Here is a 17,633-nt window from a genome sequence, read left to right as displayed (position 1 = left end):
AGAAAAGAGTCGTTGGTGATTAGTGATTAGTCGCTGGTCATCAGCTAATGACCAGTGACTAAAGATTACAGACATTTTTCATCCTTCTAGAATCCCTAGTTGGCGACGGGCTTCAAATAGACCAACTGCCGCACTTACAGACAGATTTAAGCTGCGAACGTGGGGCTGTGCCATAGGAATATAGACGGTGGCACTACAAAGGGCAAGAACTTCTGGGGGCAGCCCAGTAGTTTCACTGCCAAATAATAACCAGTCATCAGTCTGAAACTGGAACTTAATATAACTACAACTTCCAGAAACGCTAAAGCCAATCAAGCGCCCACCGTGGTTCTCTTGGAAAGCACGAAAGTCTTCTAAATGCTGGTGGTAGTGCAGATTTACATAAGGCCAGTAATCTAATCCGGCACGTTTTAGGTAGCGATCGCTGATTTCAAAACCCAACGGCCCTACTAAATGCAATTCGGTTCCTGTAGCGGCGCAGGTACGGGCTATATTGCCAGTATTGGGCGGAATTTGCGGATGAACGAGGACAACAAAGGGCATGAGATGAAAGAACTCTCTGACTCAAACACCAACTGTATGCTGGCAATTCAAAATGTGCTTAATGACATAGTGATATATACATATTTTTTATATGACCTCCGAATTTCAAATAGATTAAATATTCTGATCTCAACAAAAATCTCCGCCGCCGAAAAATTATCCAGCAAAAAGCCAAGAAAAAGCAAGGAAGGGTAGCTCAGGATCAAGGGATTAGGGATTGAGAATTGGAAATTGGATAAAAATCTTGCCCAACCCCCAGTCACCAGCCCCCAGTCCCCAATCCCTCAAATACTTCAGACGACTAAACCCTGGCACAATTTATCTTCTAGTTCTTGTTCTTGGTCAGCCAAGCCTTGAATGGCAGCTACAATCACGCTGTGAGTATCTAGACCTTGCTCTTGTAAATTTAACCACTGCTCAGCAGCATTTCCTTCACGAAGGATTTTTTGTAGGGGTGAGAGGAAGCAACTAAAGCCCATTTGTTTAGCCATGTCCCAAACTTCTTGATAAATTTCTTTAATCCAATCTCGTGCCAAAATCGGTCTACCGTCTTGCCAATGCCGCAGTTCGGCATCTAAACTGTGACGGGCAGCAGCATCTTCGTTGGCATCGGTGAGGGCAATCAAGTCTTCTGAGGACAATTGGCTCATTTGCAACGGGTCAAGGCTGGGATTATCAATCATCTGCAAAAGTCGGGCTTCTAACAAGGCTGTGACAGCCAGCAACGCAATCGGATCGGCAATTAAGTCACAGATCCTCAATTCGAGCCTGTTGAGGTCGTGGGGGCGCTCGTTACCATTTGGTCGCACAGATGACCAGAGGTGGCGAACATTTTGCATCGTCCCAGCTTTCAGTTGATCTTCTGTCCACTGGATAAAGTGGGCGTGGCTTTCAAATAAGGGGACGTGGGCGGGAGTTTTTGGGAAGAGTCCCCAGCGAGTCGAGTGATAACCAGTGGCTAACCCATCGAGAAACGGAGACGAGGCGCTGAGGGCAAGGTACAGGGGTGCTTCTGTGCGGATGAGGCGAATTGCCCGCATCAGTAATTCTGGATCGCTGATGCCGATGTTGATATGGACGCTGGCTGTAACTACCTTGGTGCCGTAGGTGTTTTCAATATAGTCGTGGTAAGGGTTGTCGGGGTCAGAACGCCGGAAAACATCGCTTCCTCCCAATGACAGCGTACTCCCCGGAATCAGTGTGTAATCTCCCTGGCGTTTTAAATAATCTCGTAGTTGCCGCCGAGGACGCACCAAGGCACATAATAATTCGTCGTAACAATAAAGCGGTTCTGTGGTATATTCCACGTTGCGGCTATCTGGCTCCCGCACGAATCCATCTAGGTCTGCCACAATCCGGTCGGATAAGCCCACAATGTCACCATTGGGGGTGCCAGTATACATTTCAATCTCGAAGCCTTTTGATAGAACCACGATTTTTCCTCAGCGATAGTTTGAGTAATTAGTTAGGGATACGGTTGCACTCACCGTTCAAAAGTGTATCGAAGAAGACGAAACAAATCCTCTGCTTCTAGTTTGGCATCACAGCCGATACTGGCGATAGACATTGCTGGCGGCTCGGTGTAGCAGGGAGTGGCGGTAAACTAAGGAATCAAGATCGTCGGCATAACCGCCGCCAATTACGCAAGCGACTGGGAAACCAGCAGCAACACAGGTACTCAAAACTTGCATCTCGCGGCGGAAAATCCCTGTATCGGTGAGGGCAAGTTTGCCTAAGCGATCGCCTGCATGAGGGTCAACACCTGCATCATACAATACTAAATTTGGCTTGACATCTGACAGCAAATCTGGTAAGTATTTTGCCAAAGTTTGCAGGTAAGCGTCGTCTTCCATCCCGACTGGCAGGGGAACGTCAAGATCGCTTTGTTGTTTGGTGCCGGGAAAGTTGACTTCGCAGTGCATTGAGAAGGTGAAAACACTGTTGTCATTTTGGAAGATATATGCTGTACCGTCGCCTTGATGCACGTCTAAATCTAGGATGAGGATTTTATGGATAAGTCCGAGATGTTGCAAGACGCGGGCGGATATGGCTAAATCGTTAAAAATACAGAACCCCGATCCGTAACTGGGAAAGGCGTGATGAGTTCCGCCAGCAGTGTTGCAAGCTAAACCGTGAGTTAGTGCTAGTTTGGCTGTGAGAATTGCCCCGCCTACGGCAATGCAGGTACGATTTGCGAGTGCCGGACTCCACGGCAAGCCAATTCGCCTTTGTGCTTTGGCATCTAAGGTGCCTTGGCAGTATGCTTGGACATATTCCGGGGTGTGGACTAATTCTATCCACTCTTGGGGTGGGTGTTCGGGTATGTATATTTGCTCTTGGATGGCTACGCCATCAGCTAAAAGCATTTGGTAGAGTTTGCTGAATTTGGGCATGGGGAAGCGATGCCCTTCTGGGAGTGGTGCGACGTAATCGGGGTGGTAGACTATCGGCAAGTCCATTAAGTTTAAGAATTTGAACCGCGAAGGAAGATGGGGACTGGGGACTGGAGACTGGAGACTGGGGACTGGGGACTGGGGACTGGGGACTGGGGACTGGGGACTGGGGACTGGGGACTGGGGACTGGGCAAGATTCTTATCCAATTCCCAATTCCCAATTCCCAATTCCCAATTCCCAATTCCCAATTCCCAATTCCCAATTCCCAATTCCCAATCCAAAATCGGATCAGCGGCGATAACGCAAGAGTTTCCAGGTATAACCGCTAATTAGGCAGCCTAATCCAATGCTGAACAACATAACAATTACTAGATTAGCTAAGGGTAAAGCTATGTTTTGTTGGTTGTTTATTTGGCTGGGGTAAGGTTGGGTTATATCTTTGACTAGGGCTGAGGCAGCTGAGGCGGCGACTGAGGCTACTCCTACGCCGACACCAGTAGCGGCGACGATGTTTTCTAGGTTGCGATCGCGTTTTGCCTGTTCTATCTCTACTATGCCTCTAATTGTGTTAATTACGTCTTCTAACACTCTCAATGCTGGGCTGAAGCTGTCAATATCTTGTTGAATTTGAAGTTGATATTTTTGCTTGACTGTTTTGTTAAAATCTTCTAGAAAAAGCAAATCTGTTTCACCATATTTACTGGCTTTTTGAATTATATGGTCTAAATGCTCTTGGTAGTTCTTCTGGTTTGTCTCAATTGTATGCAACTGAATTTCTAGATGGTTTAAGTCTGAAGCATACTGAGACAAAATTTTTATATTTTCTCCTAAAATAACTTGCAATTTTTTCAAGGGTATCTGTTTGAGTATTTCCCCAGCTTGAAAAATATGGACAAAGCTATTTTGCAGCCCCTGTCTTAGTTTTTGCGACTCACAATAAGCCCAAATTATTTTATTGCGATAGGAAAATAGCTTCATCCAGTCTTCGTAATATTTAGCAGCTTCACTTTCAGCCGCTACATCTGGATAGAATATAATAATAGCGTGGTGATTTTCTTCTATGTCCCAACTATGGGGAGGTTGCCAGATTTCAAAAACTGTTGCACCTAGAAAATTTCCCTTTTTTACTTTTTGCCATTTCCCAAACATCGCTGCTTGGTAAGCTTCCTGGGCAAGGATTTCTAGAGGCGTGTCAGAATTACGAGGTAAAACCCCAGAAATTATCCAGGTTTTCCCAATATTACCTTGTTTATCAGCCGCCAGCTTTCTAAGAGTTGGGAAACATTTAAACGATTGTAGATAATCTCGATCGTCGATTTGAGAATTAAACAAAAGCCCGTAATTATCGCTGAAGCGCACCGGATAATAAAAGCCTTTGACGGGATATCCATCGACGCGATCGCTAAAAGTATAAAACGCTTCAGTTTCCCCCGCAAGAGGTAGTAATTCCAGGTAATCTGGATCGGTAAAAATTGCCTCCTCAGCAGAGGCGAGTATTCCTTGTAACTGTGGGGGGAAGTTATTCCAGAAGGCTTGCTGATTTTCTTCTATTTGCATGGGATTGTCTCCCAACCCGTTTCTGAGGTGGTAAACAAATAGATCCAGTTTGGGAAGAAATAACAAGTTCATCGGGAGAGTATACATATGCCAAAATACCTGGCGATTGAAATCGCGGCTATACAAACTTTCGTCTACCTGCGCGGACTTAGAATTAATATATAGCGTCTTATGAAACCTGCGTGAGTAGGTTTTGTTTGTCTAGAGACGCTGTAGACAACGTCTCTACAAAGATTCTCCTAAAAAAGGTAATAGACACTGAAGCCATTTTTTTTTGACCTGTCGCTTTTTCTAATTCTTTTTTAGCCGCTTGTGGCATAGTATCAGAATTGAAAGTGTATTGAGCAATATTTTTCAGTTGATCTGGGGGGATGGGTGCGCTAAGATTTCTTAGCGACGTTGGAGGTGGTTTGGCGCAATAAAGTTTGTTGAAGCGATCGCAGCTAGAAACTCCCCAGCATCCTATCGCTTATTTCCTCGCCCCCAGTACACCTCTGCATATTGTGCTTCCATCGGGATATTCTCTCTTTCCTCTGCGTACTCTTTCCTCTGCTGTTCGTTTTAATCGCTTCTGGTCGGGTACTTGCAATCCAACGATGGGAACCGCCAAACAAACGCCAAAATTATCTTATAAGCGATCGCTAAATCCTGCTTAGCATTACCACCACAGCATTTACCCAATTTTAGGCTGGGCGAATCAAGGAATAAGCGATCGCGCTTACCCAAACTTAGTCAGAGGATGCGATCGCTAGAACTAAAATATTTATGGTACGACGCGATCGCCATATTACAAAAAGAAAACATCAGCGGCGAAATACTGGCATCTTCCCCAGTAACATCTCGTTTTCATATCCATTAGCACTTGCTTGAAACCCGCGCAACTAGCGATTCTTTACATCTAAAACCCACTAATCAGCAATTCTATCAGCAGAATATAGTTTTTCTTTTGCCATGCGATGATATTCTTCAACTGTCCATTCAGCAATATCTAGTTGCATAATATTATCCTGTTTTAATTAATCTTCCTTAATTTACCAAACGTGAGTTACAAATTCTTTGCGAGTGAGTTCGGGACAGGAAGCTTCGGTTTAAACTGTAATAAAGAGAAGAGAAATCAGTAAGCGGTTATGCAACCAAAAATCGTCTGGCAACAAGGCAGCAACAACCCCGATAATGCTAATAACTTTGCTACCATCCGTGAATGGTGGGCAAGTCTCGCGGATAAAAAAATTGCTTGGCGACAGCGAATTATTCCCCAAAGCGGTGATGTCATCGAACTGGATTGGGAAACCCAACGCTTTGATGAAGTATTTCAGCTAAAAACACCTGAAATTCGTGGTATAACTCTCTATTGGCACAAAGCCGATGAAGATAGAGAACGCAGTACCACGCCTCGAAAACTCGAATTAGATAACCAGCGTCAGCAAATCTATATCTATCCGCAATCGCAAAAAGAACTGGTGATTAGGGTTGGAATACCAGAAATCATCTATCAAAAGATGGAATTGAAAAATCCCCAGATGCAAGTGACTGCTGCTGGTGAAAACCAGATTCTTACCTTACGCGATACTCAACAGCAGGTAGAAGTGAAAGTCACTCTAAGCCCAGAAAATTTTAACCAACTTAAGACGAATATCTTAACCTTGTAGAGATGCGATCGCGTTTGTTCATTAATTAGGGGTTCCTCAAAATGATGCAATGGATTGTCCCCCTAGGATTAATCTTACTCGGATTAATCTCTGGGGGAATTTTTGAGAAATTTTTCCTCGACAATCTGAAAAGATTTGCCGCTAAAACTCGATTGCCAGGAAACGATCTATTTTTTTATTCCCTGCGCGGCATAACTAAAATCTGGTTTATCATTGCCGGATTTTATGGTGCTGTTATTAGCCTTCAGCTAAATGGCATTATTTCCGACAAAATTTCCGATATCCTGCAAAAGTTTCTGACTGTCCTATTTCTTTATTCAGTGACGATAGTCTTAGCTAGACTTGCAGCTGGCTTTGTTCATTTATTAACTCAAAGAATCCAAGGAATTTCAGCATCATTACTTTCTAATTTAGCGAGAATTATCGTTTTTGTTTTTGGGATATTGACGATACTGCAAACTCTAAATATTTCTATTACCCCAATTCTGGCTACTTTAGGAATCGGTGGTTTAGCTGTAGCTTTGGCGTTTCAGGATACTCTGTCAAATTTGTTTTCGGGTTTATATCTGATTATTTCTGGACAAGTGAGGACTGGAGATTATGTAAAAATTGAAACCGGGCAAGAGGGTTATATAGTAGATATCACTTGGCGAAATACAGTTATTAAAGAACTGCCTAACAATGTAGTTATTGTGCCAAACAGCAAGCTGGCTTCGGCCATTTTTACTAACTATCATTTGCCAGCAAAAGAAATTACTTTGAACGTTACGGTAGGTGTCAGTTACGATAGCGACTTGGAACACGTTGAAAAAGTAACTATCGAGGTGGCTAAGGAGGTTATGCAAGAAATTGCCCCAGATATTACTGGATTTGAGCCGTTTTTACTTTATCAAAACTTTGGAGATCATAGTATAAACTTTACGGTGTTTCTCAGGGTAAATGAATTTTTGGATCAGCGAATTGCCAAACATAAATTTATTAAAAGATTACATCGCAGCTATCAGCAAGAAGAAATAACAATTCCATTTCCTAGTAGAGAAGTTTATATGAGGCACGGAGAATAATTAGATATAGCAATCCTATTTCATTTGTAAAGTGTGGGACTATCAGGAGAGCGACTTGCTCTCCTGACGAGAGCGCTAAAAACGAAAAAATTTTTCACAACTGGTTTAGAACTGCTATAGGCGTAACTAAACAACGCGATCGCATCCTACCGAACTGACATCAGGCGGCGATCGCTTATTGCAGTGACTGGTGTTAACAGGGACAATTGAATCTGAACTACGATGGAACTATTCCATACAACGCAAGCTTTCATTGGAGACTGCCGTGAACCAGAACAGCACCAATACCTTTCAGTTCAAGCTTTCTGGCGTCGGCTCTTGGCTTACCCTTCTGCTGATTATTTGGTTGCTGGGGTCGATTGGGCTGGGCTGGTTAGTTAAGTCGGTTATGATTCTGATTGGGTTAATCCTCATCACGCCTGCGATCGCCTTCCTCGGTTTTCGCTGGTGGTTGCAGCGCAACTTAGTTGGTGACGAGTGTCCCGTCTGTAACTATGAATTCCGCGCTTTGAATCGAACTGAGTGTCGATGCCCCAACTGCAACGAACCACTCAAGATAGAACAGGGACATTTTAACCGCTTGACACCTCCCGGAACTATTGATGTCGAAGCGGTTGAGGTATTAGCTAAACAGCTAGAAGACTGAAAAAGCCAAAAGTTAATGGCTAATGGATCTTGAACAATTAGCCATTAGCCATTAACTTTTGCCATAAGCTATTTACTTGTTTTGTTGGGTGATATATAAGGTATAAGGATGCTTGCCGCCAGTGCGATCGCCTACATAGACCGAGTAATTACCGCGCAGCCAAACTCCCGAAATTTCTGGATTGTCTCCAGAAGCTTTATCTGCCAACACGCAGAAGCGTCCTCCTGGCCCATCAACCAGCAACGTAGGCTCACCAGTAGTGCTTTGTACACCCAAGCGCAAATAGTCGATTTTGTCTGCCGTTACCCTAACCACTTGATTCGGTGTCTGGGAAATATAACCGCAATTGCTGTTTTTTTGCCCGCCAGATGTACCGCTCATCTGAAGCGGATCGCGCTGCAATTTCGGCGTAATTTCTATCACTGGGGCATCACTACGAGCCACACCAGCACCCGCCAAAATCAAAGCCAAGGTCGCGGGAACAACCATCAACTGAGAAAGTGTCTTCATCATGTCATCCCCTTGCCTTTTTAAGGGCATTTATACTATCAGCTTCCTACATTAGAAGCTAAATGTGTTACGCATATGTTCCTATTTCTCAAGTGTCACTGTCTGGGGTTGGGGGCTGGGGGCTGGGGACTGGGGTTGGGGGCTGGGGGCTGGGGACTAGGAACTAGGAACTAGGGACTAGGTAAGACTTTTTCCTCTTCCCCAATCCCCAATTCCCAATCCCCAATCCCCAATTCCCAATTCCCAATTCCCAATTCCCAATCCAAAGAAACTGTTATTTTTTTTAGTCCTAGTGTTTTGGAAACAAACCTTGGTTAAGATTGCAAACATAAAGGCATAGCTAAGTGCCAACGTGTCTGTTTTGTAAGCGAGTATAAAAACCAAAGATGAATCCTCAAGAAAATCAAGACTTAGAGCGTAAAATTCAACAACTAGAAGCCGAAATCGAGCAAGTACCATCCTCGCCAACGGTGGAAACCGAGGCGGGACAACCTATCCAGATGACGACTAAGGAATATCCTACAGTCAAATCTCTGTTGAACAGAGTCACTAACTGGTTTAACGGGCTGCCTGGTGTTGGTAAAATATTGGCGATCGCAGTAGCGGCTGTAGTTGGTTTTGCCATCCTCAGAAGCGTTTTGTACCTGACTGCATCCTTGATCAGTCTGGGAATATTAGCAGGGATAGTGTACTTGGTGTACAAATTTTTCATTGCCCCCAAGTCCGCAGAATAAACCCTTAGACTAGAGACGCTACGCTTCACCGTCTCTAGTCTTTAGTCAGCGCTGTTGTGGAATGCTTGCATGGCTACCCAAGTAAAAAAAGCCTCGAATCGGAAAAGCCCAGCGTGGCGAATACAGCTGCACCAATTGCCACTAGGTCTACGACGTGGCGCTGCTAGCATCGTGGAAATTTCTCTGGTTGTTGCTAGTGCCTTAGTTCCTTACAGCATCGGGCTTGTAGCCAAGTCGTGTACCGGAACGTGGCCTTGCACCGCTACGGAAACTGTTCCCCTAAACCCAGTGCTGGCGAATACCAAGGATGCGATCGCCCAAACTTTAGCGGTTCCCCGCCGAGAAACAAACCAGCAAGTTCCCCCACTCACAAATTTGTTGTGGTGCGCGGCATTGGCGGCTCCTGTCCTCGTGGTAGGGCGGCAACTGTACTTATTGGGAAAAAGGGGTCAAACTTCCCCCAAGCGGTCTTTAGGCGTACAAGTAGTAACGGAGTCTGGCCGCTCGCCGGGATTAATCCGCGCTGTGTGGCGGGAAGGCTTAGGTAGGTGGGGATTACCCTTTACGACGGCTTATCTAATCTGGCGCTACAGCGGCGCTTTTCCCGATTTAGGCATTTTGCTGGGGTTGGGGGCGTTGATGTGGTTGGGGGAGAATGCGATCGCGCTTTTTGATCCAGAACGCCGCACCCTGCACGATAGAATCGCCGGAACCTTTGTTATCGATAGCGCGACTTTTACACCCTACCCAGAAGCTGACCGGGGAATACCTCTGCGACCCAAAAAGCCAGTCACGCTGGAGGTGCAAAGTAGTTGGAGTGAGACGGACGACCAACGTCACGAAAAAGTCACCACCATCGTTTTATCTTCAGGTTCCAGAGGGCGCAAGCTAAATCTGTGGTACTGGATGCGCCAACACCCCGGCACAATGCTGCTGATTGTCGCCGTCTCCACTATGATTGCTATCCTGGGAACCTTTGTTGGCACTCAGATATATATTCAAAATCAGGCAAACTGGCGCGACGCTAAACAACAGAATAACAAGGTGTTTTTAGCGCTGGTGAATCAGTTGAGCCAAAGTTACCCCTACCAAATAGAGGAACGACGCAGTGCAATTTTAGCGCTGGCAAGGCTTGAGGATTCTCGTGCTGTTCCTTTCTTAGTAGATTTACTCGGTCAGGAAGTTGCTCCGAGGTTGATTGACACGACTCAGCAAGCTTTGGTGAGCGTGGGGCCGAAAGCTTTACCATACTTGCAACGCTTGAATCTGGCCTTGCAAAAAGACGAAGCGCTGCTGCGCGGTAGTGCATTAGAAGAACGACAGTTAATTGCAAGACGACTGGGAGCAACCAAAAGAGCGATCGCGAAAATTCTCAGCATCTATACTACTCAAATCCAGAATACTGACCTCAGCCGCACCAACCTCGATAAAGTAACCACAGAACCTGCCCCATTCACCCTAGTTCTGGACAAAACTGATTTATCGAGGATACAGTTCAAAGGGGCAAACCTCACAGGTGCCAGTTTACGCGGTAGCCGCTTTTTCGGTACTGGTGAAGACGGGCGACTTGGCACATTTGATGATTGGATTGCCGACTTAAGCGGTGCTGACTTGAAAGAAGCTAACTTAACGGATGCTTTTTTGAGCCAAGTTCCCCTGAATCGCACCAACCTGATCCGCGCCACCCTAAACCGCGCAAATTTATCTAATGCTCAACTGGTGGGAGCAAACCTCAGCAGCGCCAAGCTGATAGAAGCAGATTTGCGTCAAGCCGTCTTAGAAAATGCCAGCCTGACAGGAGCAGATTTAGGTGATGCTAACCTTACCCAGTCAAATCTCTCTGGTGCGCGTTTGGGAAAGGTGAGAGCCGTCGGTACTAAGTTCGATTTTGCCCTACTTACTCAATCAAACTGGCAAGGAGCAGATATGACAGAGGCTCAATTGCGTAATGCAAATCTCCAAAATGCCGACCTCAGCTCAACTAAATTGACGAGAGCAAATTTAAGCGAGGCTCAACTGCAAAATGCCAAGTTTCGCAACGCCAACCTCAGCGCCGCAGATTTGCGCGGCGCGAATTTAGAAGGGGCAGATTTTCAAGGGGCAACTTTTGCCGATGTAAAACCGCGCCAGTCAGATCAATTTATTCAAGAATTACCGCCAGCAGCGTCATCGGCTCGTGTCAAGGGCGTTAATTTTTCCAAAGTTAAGAATTTAGAAACTAAACAAATTCGCTTTATCTGCGATCAAGGTGGGCTGCATCCGAGGTGTGAGTAAGTAGGGGCGTTAGCGGAAGCGATGCGAAGCACCGCATTGCGGCTTGTATCTCTTGCTTACTGCGATAAATTTTCTGCCGCAATGCTCCTACAGTCATTAGACTTCTGGCATTCATAACTAAAGTCATCGTCACGATTCCTGGGTAAATATTTCAACCCGTTTTAACGGGTTTAAGTTTGAAGCCGGAAATTTTTTTCCAGGGAGATGAATCCAAGAAGTCTATTAGTCATTAACAACAAGCGAAAGGGTATGAAACTCCGGTTATTTACCCAAGTAGCAAAAACGCTTAAGTTAGTTAACGGTACAAAATGAAGCTGAGTTTCTGCATAATTGTGAAAAATGAAGAGGCATCATTACCTAGATGCCTTAATAGTGTTAAAGATGTGGTAGATGAAATTGTCGTCTTAGACACTGGTTCTACTGACAAAACAGTGGAAATTGCCAAAAGTTTCGGGGCGAAAGTTTACTATTTTGAATGGTGTAATGATTTCGCGGCGGCGCGGAATGAAGCGCTGAAGTATGTGCAGGGTGATTGGGTTCTGGTTTTGGATGCGGATGAGGTGCTGACTCCTGAAATTGTACCGCAGATAAAGCAGACAATTGAAAGCGATCGCTACCTCGTTATCAATCTTATCCGCCAAGAAGTCGGCGCGTCGCAATCCCCGTATTCTCTGGTTTCGCGTCTATTTCGCAATCACCCAGCCCTTCGCTTTTCTCGTCCTTATCATGCAATGGTCGATGATAGCGTTAGCGAATTGTTGCAACGAGAACCAAATTGGCAGATTGTCGCTTTGCCAGATGTGGCGATTTTGCACTATGGCTATCAACCGGAAGCGATCGCATCTTTAAATAAATATGCCAGAGCGCAAGCGGCAATGGAAGGCTTTTTGGCAACTCATCCCAATGATCCTTACGATTGCAGCAAACTAGGGGCGCTGTACGTCCAAACTGGAGAAACGAGTAAGGGGATTGAACTTCTAGAACAAGGTTTGAAATCAACTGATATTGATGCTTCTGTTTTGTACGAGTTACACTACCATCTAGGCAATGCTTACACTCGTCTTGACAACCCTACTCAGGCGGCAAAACATTATCAAGCGGCAATTAAACAGCCAATTGTGCCAAAGTTGAAACTCGGCGCTTATAACAATTTGGGTAATTTGTTGATGGCTGCGGGGGATTTTGCCAATGCTGAAAAAGCTTACCAAACGGTTTTGAAAATCGATTCTAAATTGGCTTTAGGTTACTACAATTTAGGGATGAGCTTGAAGGCGATGGGAAGATTGCGGGATGCGATCGCATCTTACCAGCACGCCACCAAACTCCATCCAGAATATGCAGAAGCCTACCAAAATCTGGGAGTAGCACTGCTGAAAATTGGTAATGTAATCGACAGTGTAGAGGCATTTCGCCAAGCGATCGCGCTTCACCAGCAACACAACCCAGAAGAAGCAAACAGGCTACGCCAAGGACTGCTGGAAATGGGTTTTAAGGTTGGGTAATTAAAAGGCAAAAGGAAAAAATAAATATTTATTTTTTCTTGTTCCAACCAGCTAATGCCTCATGGGTTAGCAAAATAGGCAATGCCAACTAATTACGGTCTGAAAAAGCGATCTAAAAGCCCCACCCCGTTAACGGGGTGGGGTAAGCAAACTGAGGTGGGTGACGGGAATTTATGCAATATCGCTATTTAAAAGCTTCAGCATAATCTTTAGCAAATTGGTCAAAACTAATAGGTTTCTTTCCCGTTATTTGCTCTACTACAGGGGATAGATTTGAATATTTTCCCGCTTTTTGATCCGCATACAATCCCAAAACAAGATTCATTTCTGGCTCTGGCATTCCCGCCTCTTTCATCCCCTCTCGTGCAGCATCTTCAGGAACATCGACATATTGAATAGTTCTACCAAGCACAGATGAAAATATGTCTGCTATCTGTTTATTGTCTAGTGCTTCCGAACCTGTTACCAAGTAAGTTTTGCCCTCATGGCCCTCTTCCGTTAGTACGGCGGCGGTGACAGCTGCAATATCGCGCGTATCTACAAGACTAAGCTTTGCATCTCCCAGCGGTAGATAAAAAGCGTTTTGGCTTTTGATAGTACCTCCTGTAAAAGTAATGTAGTTTTGATAAAACGAATTAGGACGTAAGATAGTGTAGGAAAGCCCGGAAGATTCTATCATTTTTTCAACTTCGCGGTGCAATTTACACAAAGGGTTTGCTGGTTCCCCATCTGCACCCATTACTGACAGTCTAACAATGTGTTTTACACCTGCTTTTTTGGCAGCTTCTAAACTTGTAGCATCCAGTTCTACCATGTTTGCAACTAGCGGCGTTGCCAAGAAAAGTTTATCAATTCCTGTAAAGGCGGATTGAACTGTTTCTGGTTTGTTCAGGTCAAACTCTACAAGTTCTACTCCAGTTAACTTTTCTGCCTTGCTGGTTGAACGTACAGCAGCACGAACATTTGCGCCAATTTCTGCCAGTTTTTTGACGACTTGACTGCCAACGGTTCCGGTGGCACCAGTTACTAAAATTGCGTCATTCATTATTTATTACTCGCATACAAAAAGGTCGGTATTGCCCACTTTTTAAATTGTGCAACTATTGATTCGAGCTGAAATATTTCTAGGCAGATATTGCTCACTCTACTGAGGACTTATAAATTGGGGAGAAATTGGGCAAGCTGCTTTTCGACAGCCTTGCGATCGCTACTCAATTGAGCAATCGTATATGTCGCTTCCTCCCCAGGATAGACATCCTCCACCCCATCAATAACTGCCTGCAACGCCGCCTGAGCCACTTCAGCCGCGGGTGTCTTGGGTTTGTCATAGTCTTTGCTGAAATCAGTGTCAACCGTTCCTGGCATCACTGCGACAACTAGAGTTCCCTGCGCCGCCAATTCAGCCCGTACCCCCTGCGTCATCGACAATGCAGCCGCCTTTGAGGCGCTGTAACTTCCACGAACAGGAAGATTTACTAGAGCTAGCGAGGATAATATATTAGCGATCGCTCCGCCGCCATTGTTTTTGAGGATGGGAGCAAAAGCGCGGCACATCTTCAGGGTGCCGAAATAATTAACTTCCATCTCAGTTTTGGCGTGGGACAAATCCGGCGCGGCGATCAAACCTGCATCAAACCCTACACCAGCATTGTTGATTAACAGGGTGACATCGCCGCAATTGGCAGCAGCATCATTGACTGATTTCTCATCAGTGATGTCGAGTTGGATGGGAATAATCCGTTCCGGGTCAGTAGAGACTATCTCTGCAACTGATTCAGCTTTACGCGCACAGGCATAAATTTTTGCTGCCCCTGCTGTTCGTAATGCCTCAACAAACTGCCTGCCAATTCCCCGATTTGCACCTGTCACCAGCGCAACTGCACCTTCAATTTGCATTGGTTCACTTCCTTGATTTATTAACTTAAATACCAGTTCCTAAACTTAGCGGATGTCCCAGAAGTGTCAAGAGTTAGTTTGATCCCCCCAGCCCTCCTTTTCAAGGGGGGAGAATCAAGTCTTAGTCCCCCTTTTTAAGGGGGATGCAAGGGGGATCTCCACCCTCTAAGCGTCTCGATTATGACTTTTCAGACATCCTCTTATCTGTTTATCTGTACATTCGTGTAAAATGCACGCAAGCTGTTTAATTCATTCCCCTATAGGTATGATTACAATAGTACAAATCTTTTAACAAGTAGGTACTAAAAAGTGCTGTACTTACCAAATGGTGCCTAAATTTCCCGAACCCGACGTTTTCAACGCCAATTGCCCCACGCAGCAAGTATTAGACACGATTGCTAACAAGTGGAGTGTTATTGTTGTTTATTCCCTTTCTTTTGGCACTAAGCGCCACAGCGAACTTCAGCGACAGATTAGCGGTGTGTCGCAAAAAATGTTAACCCAAACGCTACGCAACTTAGAGCGTGACGGGCTAGTTGTGCGAAAAGTTTACCCCGTTGTCCCCCCTAAAGTTGAGTATTCTTTGACACCTTTGGGAGAGACGCTGATAGAACCATTAGCAACTATCTGCAAGTGGGCTGAAACCCATATAGATGAGATGCAGGCAGCGCGGGAGCGTTACGACAATACAGTGGAGCATTAGGCTTTTTATTCTCGTTCCCATCCCCATGTATGGCACTGGGAACGAGAAAATTTTTTAGGACTTATGTAGTAGCTATCAAATTATTCCTTAGTCTCAGTAATAGTCTTAATTTGAACACTCAGCTGCTCACGCCTAGCCTTAAACCTAGCAAGCTGATCCTGAAATGTAGTTAACCGAGTCTTAAGCACCTCAAACCGCTCGTTAAACTTATTAGCCTCAGAGCTAAACCGACTATTATCAGCAAGATTCGGCTTTGGTATGCACCCCAGCTCCCATGATTCGACTGGAGAGATATAGATAGCACTTAGCAGCTGGGCTAAAGATTCCCTGGTAGGCTTTTGGGTTATCACAATTTCTTTAGCTAAGTCCTTAGCTTCATCGAGCGTTAACCGCTCTGCCATAAGTGCGGTACATAAATCCTGGTTTGTATTACTCAACTCTTGCTGTATCTGTTGCAGTTGTTGACTCTGGTAACTAAGCTCTAGTTTTAAAGTGTCAACCTGTTCCCGCAAAAGCTGATTCTCATCCTGACTATTCAATTCGCTAAACTCTATAGAAGGATCAGTAGATGCTTCATCTTCTGCCAGTTGACGCTCTTGTTGATATTTCTGCATGGCATGTACTGCCTCTATAACTGGAAAAATTCACCACCCTGTCTTGACAAAAATCGCCTTCCTTCCTGCTTCATTTATACTAAAAATTATTAAAATAGTCGTCTATCTTAAGTTCTTATAACAATTCTTAAGATAGACGTTTGGATGCACTTATAAGAACATAAAAGCGGGAATTGGTAATTGGGGATTGGGGATTGGGGATTGGGGATTGGGGATTGGGGATTGGGGATTGGAAGGACTCTTACCCAGTTCCTTGTTCCTAGTACCCAGTCCCTAGTCCCTAGTCCCCAGCCCCCAGCCCCTTTCATGCTGGGCTGAGGTGGGTTTTGATTGTCGCCCAAGGAGCGATCGCGATCGCGTTCCGCATCGTCTCCTCATCTGCAAATGTTTCTGACAAATAACGTCCCTCGCAAACCAGCGTCACCGTCTCCTTTGCAAAAGGCCAAGGACTCACACTCACTCGCGTCGGATCGCCATTTAGGGGCGTTAGTTTCAGCGTCGTTTCCGCGTTAGCGGTGGGAACCTTCTCAACTAATCGCTCTTTTAAGAGCCTCATGCACAGGATAAGTGACAGACCATCCCATATTGCAACTAACTGCTGATTCCGGGCGATCGCTTCTGGTGTAGTGTAGGGTGCGTAATCAGGATCGTTGCGGAGGGTGGCAATTAATTCCTTTTGGAAAGCCTGTTCGCCCACGAGGAACTTCTGCACAAGCTGGGCATCTTCTGGGGAATCATGGGTAGCATCGTAATGCTCGTATAGGCGCGTACCATGCAGCGAAGCCAAAAGTGCCGGATATCTCCCCAGCGCGATCGCTAATCTTGCCGCCCCAGACCAAATATCTATGTGTATCTTTCGTGGCAGCTCCGTGAAGCTGTGCGGCAAACCCGTCTTGGGGTTGAAGGTGGGCATCTTTTCCCACGAAAACCAGCCGATATCGTGTTGTTCTGCACCCATACAGACATCTTCTCTGGGTGCCAAATTGCCAAAATATTCATTTCCCCAAGCCCGTGCCAACTGACCGGAAACCCACGCATGAGCAGGTTGCGCGATCGCGAGAAGCCCCTCTGGATCTTTGCGATATAGCATTCAATAGTTCCTACCGCACCTTCTTAACTATACTCGTCACGAGTTTGATGTATCACTATAAGAGACGCAGTGGTGCTTTCCTTTCTTAAACTCGCATCGGGTCTTTCTTATACCATTTCATTTTATGTCTGCAACAGCTCCGTTTATATTAAGCATCGTCAACAAGTTGCTCAATACCCACAATTTCCGTATCGCCAACAATATTTGGCTTTGTGTGAAATGTGAAGCGGCGCTTATGTCCTTGTTGGTTCCACACCTCTTGCAACGCTGCATTAGGATAAGCCCCACTATTAAGTTGGGCCAGTAACAAAGGCCATGTCACCTGAATTTTGCTGGCATCACCAGCGTAGAGCTTTAGATGACCAATGTGCGCGATCGCATATATCCCAGAAGCCATAGTTCGGGGCATAAATAAATTGCTCAGAATCTCAGAATTACCTTGCTCTTTCTTAGCTG

General features: G+C 45.3%; 20 protein-coding genes. 9 read left to right on the top strand and 11 right to left on the bottom strand.

From position 1 onward, the window contains the following. Positions 1–78: 78 nt before the first annotated feature. The 3 genes from NDI42_RS02570 to NDI42_RS02560 form a co-directional block, all read right to left on the bottom strand. Positions 79–543, bottom strand: a complete 465-nt coding sequence (locus tag NDI42_RS02570) for a tRNA (cytidine(34)-2'-O)-methyltransferase (RefSeq protein WP_190420547.1) — start codon at positions 541–543, stop codon at positions 79–81. Between the two features lie 293 nt (positions 544–836). Beyond that, positions 837–1,976 carry a glutamate--cysteine ligase gene (gene gshA / locus NDI42_RS02565; protein ID WP_190459757.1) on the bottom strand — a complete coding sequence of 380 codons (1,140 nt, stop codon included), beginning with the start codon at positions 1,974–1,976 and terminating at the stop codon, positions 837–839. A gap of 108 nt (positions 1,977–2,084) precedes the next feature. Continuing rightward, positions 2,085–3,002 (bottom strand): histone deacetylase family protein, encoded by a 918-nt coding sequence (locus NDI42_RS02560; RefSeq protein ID WP_190459755.1) that lies wholly within the window; start codon positions 3,000–3,002, stop codon positions 2,085–2,087. A 30-nt stretch (positions 3,003–3,032) separates the two neighbouring features. Here NDI42_RS02560 and NDI42_RS02555 point away from each other — a divergent pair, with 30 nt between their 5' ends. Beyond that, the gene (locus NDI42_RS02555; RefSeq protein WP_190459753.1) at positions 3,033–3,239 is read left to right on the top strand and encodes a hypothetical protein; all 207 of its coding nucleotides are present in this window, start codon (positions 3,033–3,035) and stop codon (positions 3,237–3,239) included. Here NDI42_RS02555 and NDI42_RS02550 read toward each other — a convergent pair. Beyond that, positions 3,227–4,495, bottom strand: coding sequence for a hypothetical protein (locus NDI42_RS02550; RefSeq protein ID WP_190459752.1), 1,269 nt, complete (start codon positions 4,493–4,495; stop codon positions 3,227–3,229). The two genes, NDI42_RS02555 and NDI42_RS02550, sit on opposite strands and share 13 nt — an antisense overlap. A 425-nt stretch (positions 4,496–4,920) precedes the next feature. Between NDI42_RS02550 and NDI42_RS02545 the strand changes: the two genes are divergently transcribed. The 4 genes from NDI42_RS02545 to NDI42_RS02530 all read left to right on the top strand — a co-directional run bounded on the left by NDI42_RS02545 (position 4,921) and on the right by NDI42_RS02530 (position 7,854). Beyond that, positions 4,921–5,151: a hypothetical protein gene (locus tag NDI42_RS02545; RefSeq protein ID WP_190459750.1), complete on the top strand. Its 231-nt coding sequence runs from the start codon at positions 4,921–4,923 to the stop codon at positions 5,149–5,151. Positions 5,152–5,622: 471 nt separating this feature from the next. Continuing rightward, the gene (locus tag NDI42_RS02540; RefSeq protein WP_190459748.1) at positions 5,623–6,144 is read left to right on the top strand and encodes a hypothetical protein; all 522 of its coding nucleotides are present in this window, start codon (positions 5,623–5,625) and stop codon (positions 6,142–6,144) included. A 41-nt stretch (positions 6,145–6,185) separates the two neighbouring features. Further along, entirely contained in the window at positions 6,186–7,208 is a 1,023-nt protein-coding gene (locus NDI42_RS02535) for a mechanosensitive ion channel domain-containing protein (protein WP_190459745.1), read from the top strand. Positions 7,209–7,473: 265 nt separating this feature from the next. Then, a complete protein-coding gene (locus tag NDI42_RS02530) occupies positions 7,474–7,854 on the top strand; it encodes a DUF2614 family zinc ribbon-containing protein (protein WP_313931494.1) in 381 nt (126 codons plus the stop codon). A gap of 72 nt (positions 7,855–7,926) precedes the next feature. Here the strand turns inward: NDI42_RS02530 and NDI42_RS02525 are convergent, their stop codons facing one another. After that, entirely contained in the window at positions 7,927–8,367 is a 441-nt protein-coding gene (locus tag NDI42_RS02525; protein ID WP_199311434.1) for a hypothetical protein, read from the bottom strand. 383 nt (positions 8,368–8,750) lie between these two features. On the opposite strand from NDI42_RS02525, the gene NDI42_RS02520 reads away from it, so the two are divergent. Together NDI42_RS02520 and NDI42_RS02515 are read left to right on the top strand one after the other, a co-directional pair. Further along, positions 8,751–9,098: a hypothetical protein gene (locus NDI42_RS02520; RefSeq protein WP_190459744.1), complete on the top strand. Its 348-nt coding sequence runs from the start codon at positions 8,751–8,753 to the stop codon at positions 9,096–9,098. 69 nt (positions 9,099–9,167) lie between these two features. After that, a complete protein-coding gene (locus tag NDI42_RS02515; protein ID WP_190459743.1) occupies positions 9,168–11,372 on the top strand; it encodes a pentapeptide repeat-containing protein in 2,205 nt (734 codons plus the stop codon). On the opposite strand, the gene NDI42_RS02510 is transcribed toward NDI42_RS02515, so the two are convergent. Next, positions 11,332–11,499 carry a hypothetical protein gene (locus NDI42_RS02510; RefSeq protein ID WP_348231360.1) on the bottom strand — a complete coding sequence of 56 codons (168 nt, stop codon included), beginning with the start codon at positions 11,497–11,499 and terminating at the stop codon, positions 11,332–11,334. The two genes, NDI42_RS02515 and NDI42_RS02510, sit on opposite strands and share 41 nt — an antisense overlap. Positions 11,500–11,680: 181 nt before the next feature. Between NDI42_RS02510 and NDI42_RS02505 the strand changes: the two genes are divergently transcribed. Beyond that, positions 11,681–12,874, top strand: a complete 1,194-nt coding sequence (locus tag NDI42_RS02505; RefSeq protein WP_190459741.1) for a glycosyltransferase — start codon at positions 11,681–11,683, stop codon at positions 12,872–12,874. A gap of 184 nt (positions 12,875–13,058) precedes the next feature. Here the strand turns inward: NDI42_RS02505 and NDI42_RS02500 are convergent, their stop codons facing one another. Both NDI42_RS02500 and NDI42_RS02495 read right to left on the bottom strand, forming a co-directional pair. After that, positions 13,059–13,919, bottom strand: a complete 861-nt coding sequence (locus tag NDI42_RS02500; protein WP_190459739.1) for an SDR family oxidoreductase — start codon at positions 13,917–13,919, stop codon at positions 13,059–13,061. A gap of 110 nt (positions 13,920–14,029) precedes the next feature. Beyond that, on the bottom strand, positions 14,030–14,770 hold the full coding sequence (locus NDI42_RS02495) for an SDR family oxidoreductase (protein ID WP_190459737.1): 741 nt from the start codon (positions 14,768–14,770) through the stop codon (positions 14,030–14,032). A 325-nt stretch (positions 14,771–15,095) separates the two neighbouring features. Between NDI42_RS02495 and NDI42_RS02490 the strand changes: the two genes are divergently transcribed. Further along, a complete protein-coding gene (locus tag NDI42_RS02490; protein ID WP_190459735.1) occupies positions 15,096–15,473 on the top strand; it encodes a winged helix-turn-helix transcriptional regulator in 378 nt (125 codons plus the stop codon). 80 nt (positions 15,474–15,553) lie between these two features. Here the strand turns inward: NDI42_RS02490 and NDI42_RS02485 are convergent, their stop codons facing one another. From NDI42_RS02485 to NDI42_RS02475, 3 genes are all read right to left on the bottom strand, one after another. Further along, the gene (locus tag NDI42_RS02485; RefSeq protein WP_190459733.1) at positions 15,554–16,087 is read right to left on the bottom strand and encodes a hypothetical protein; all 534 of its coding nucleotides are present in this window, start codon (positions 16,085–16,087) and stop codon (positions 15,554–15,556) included. A 304-nt stretch (positions 16,088–16,391) separates the two neighbouring features. Then, on the bottom strand, positions 16,392–17,177 hold the full coding sequence (locus tag NDI42_RS02480; RefSeq protein WP_190459731.1) for a DUF3891 family protein: 786 nt from the start codon (positions 17,175–17,177) through the stop codon (positions 16,392–16,394). Between the two features lie 148 nt (positions 17,178–17,325). After that, positions 17,326–17,586 (bottom strand): GIY-YIG nuclease family protein, encoded by a 261-nt coding sequence (locus NDI42_RS02475; protein WP_199311433.1) that lies wholly within the window; start codon positions 17,584–17,586, stop codon positions 17,326–17,328. Between the last annotated feature and the right edge of the window lie 47 nt (positions 17,587–17,633).

Source organism: Funiculus sociatus GB2-C1, from assembly GCF_039962115.1.
In the GTDB taxonomy this organism is placed as follows: domain Bacteria; phylum Cyanobacteriota; class Cyanobacteriia; order Cyanobacteriales; family FACHB-T130; genus Funiculus; species Funiculus sociatus.
The sequence above is the reverse complement of the archived record's forward strand: the minus strand, read 5'-3'. Positions and strand labels throughout refer to the sequence as shown.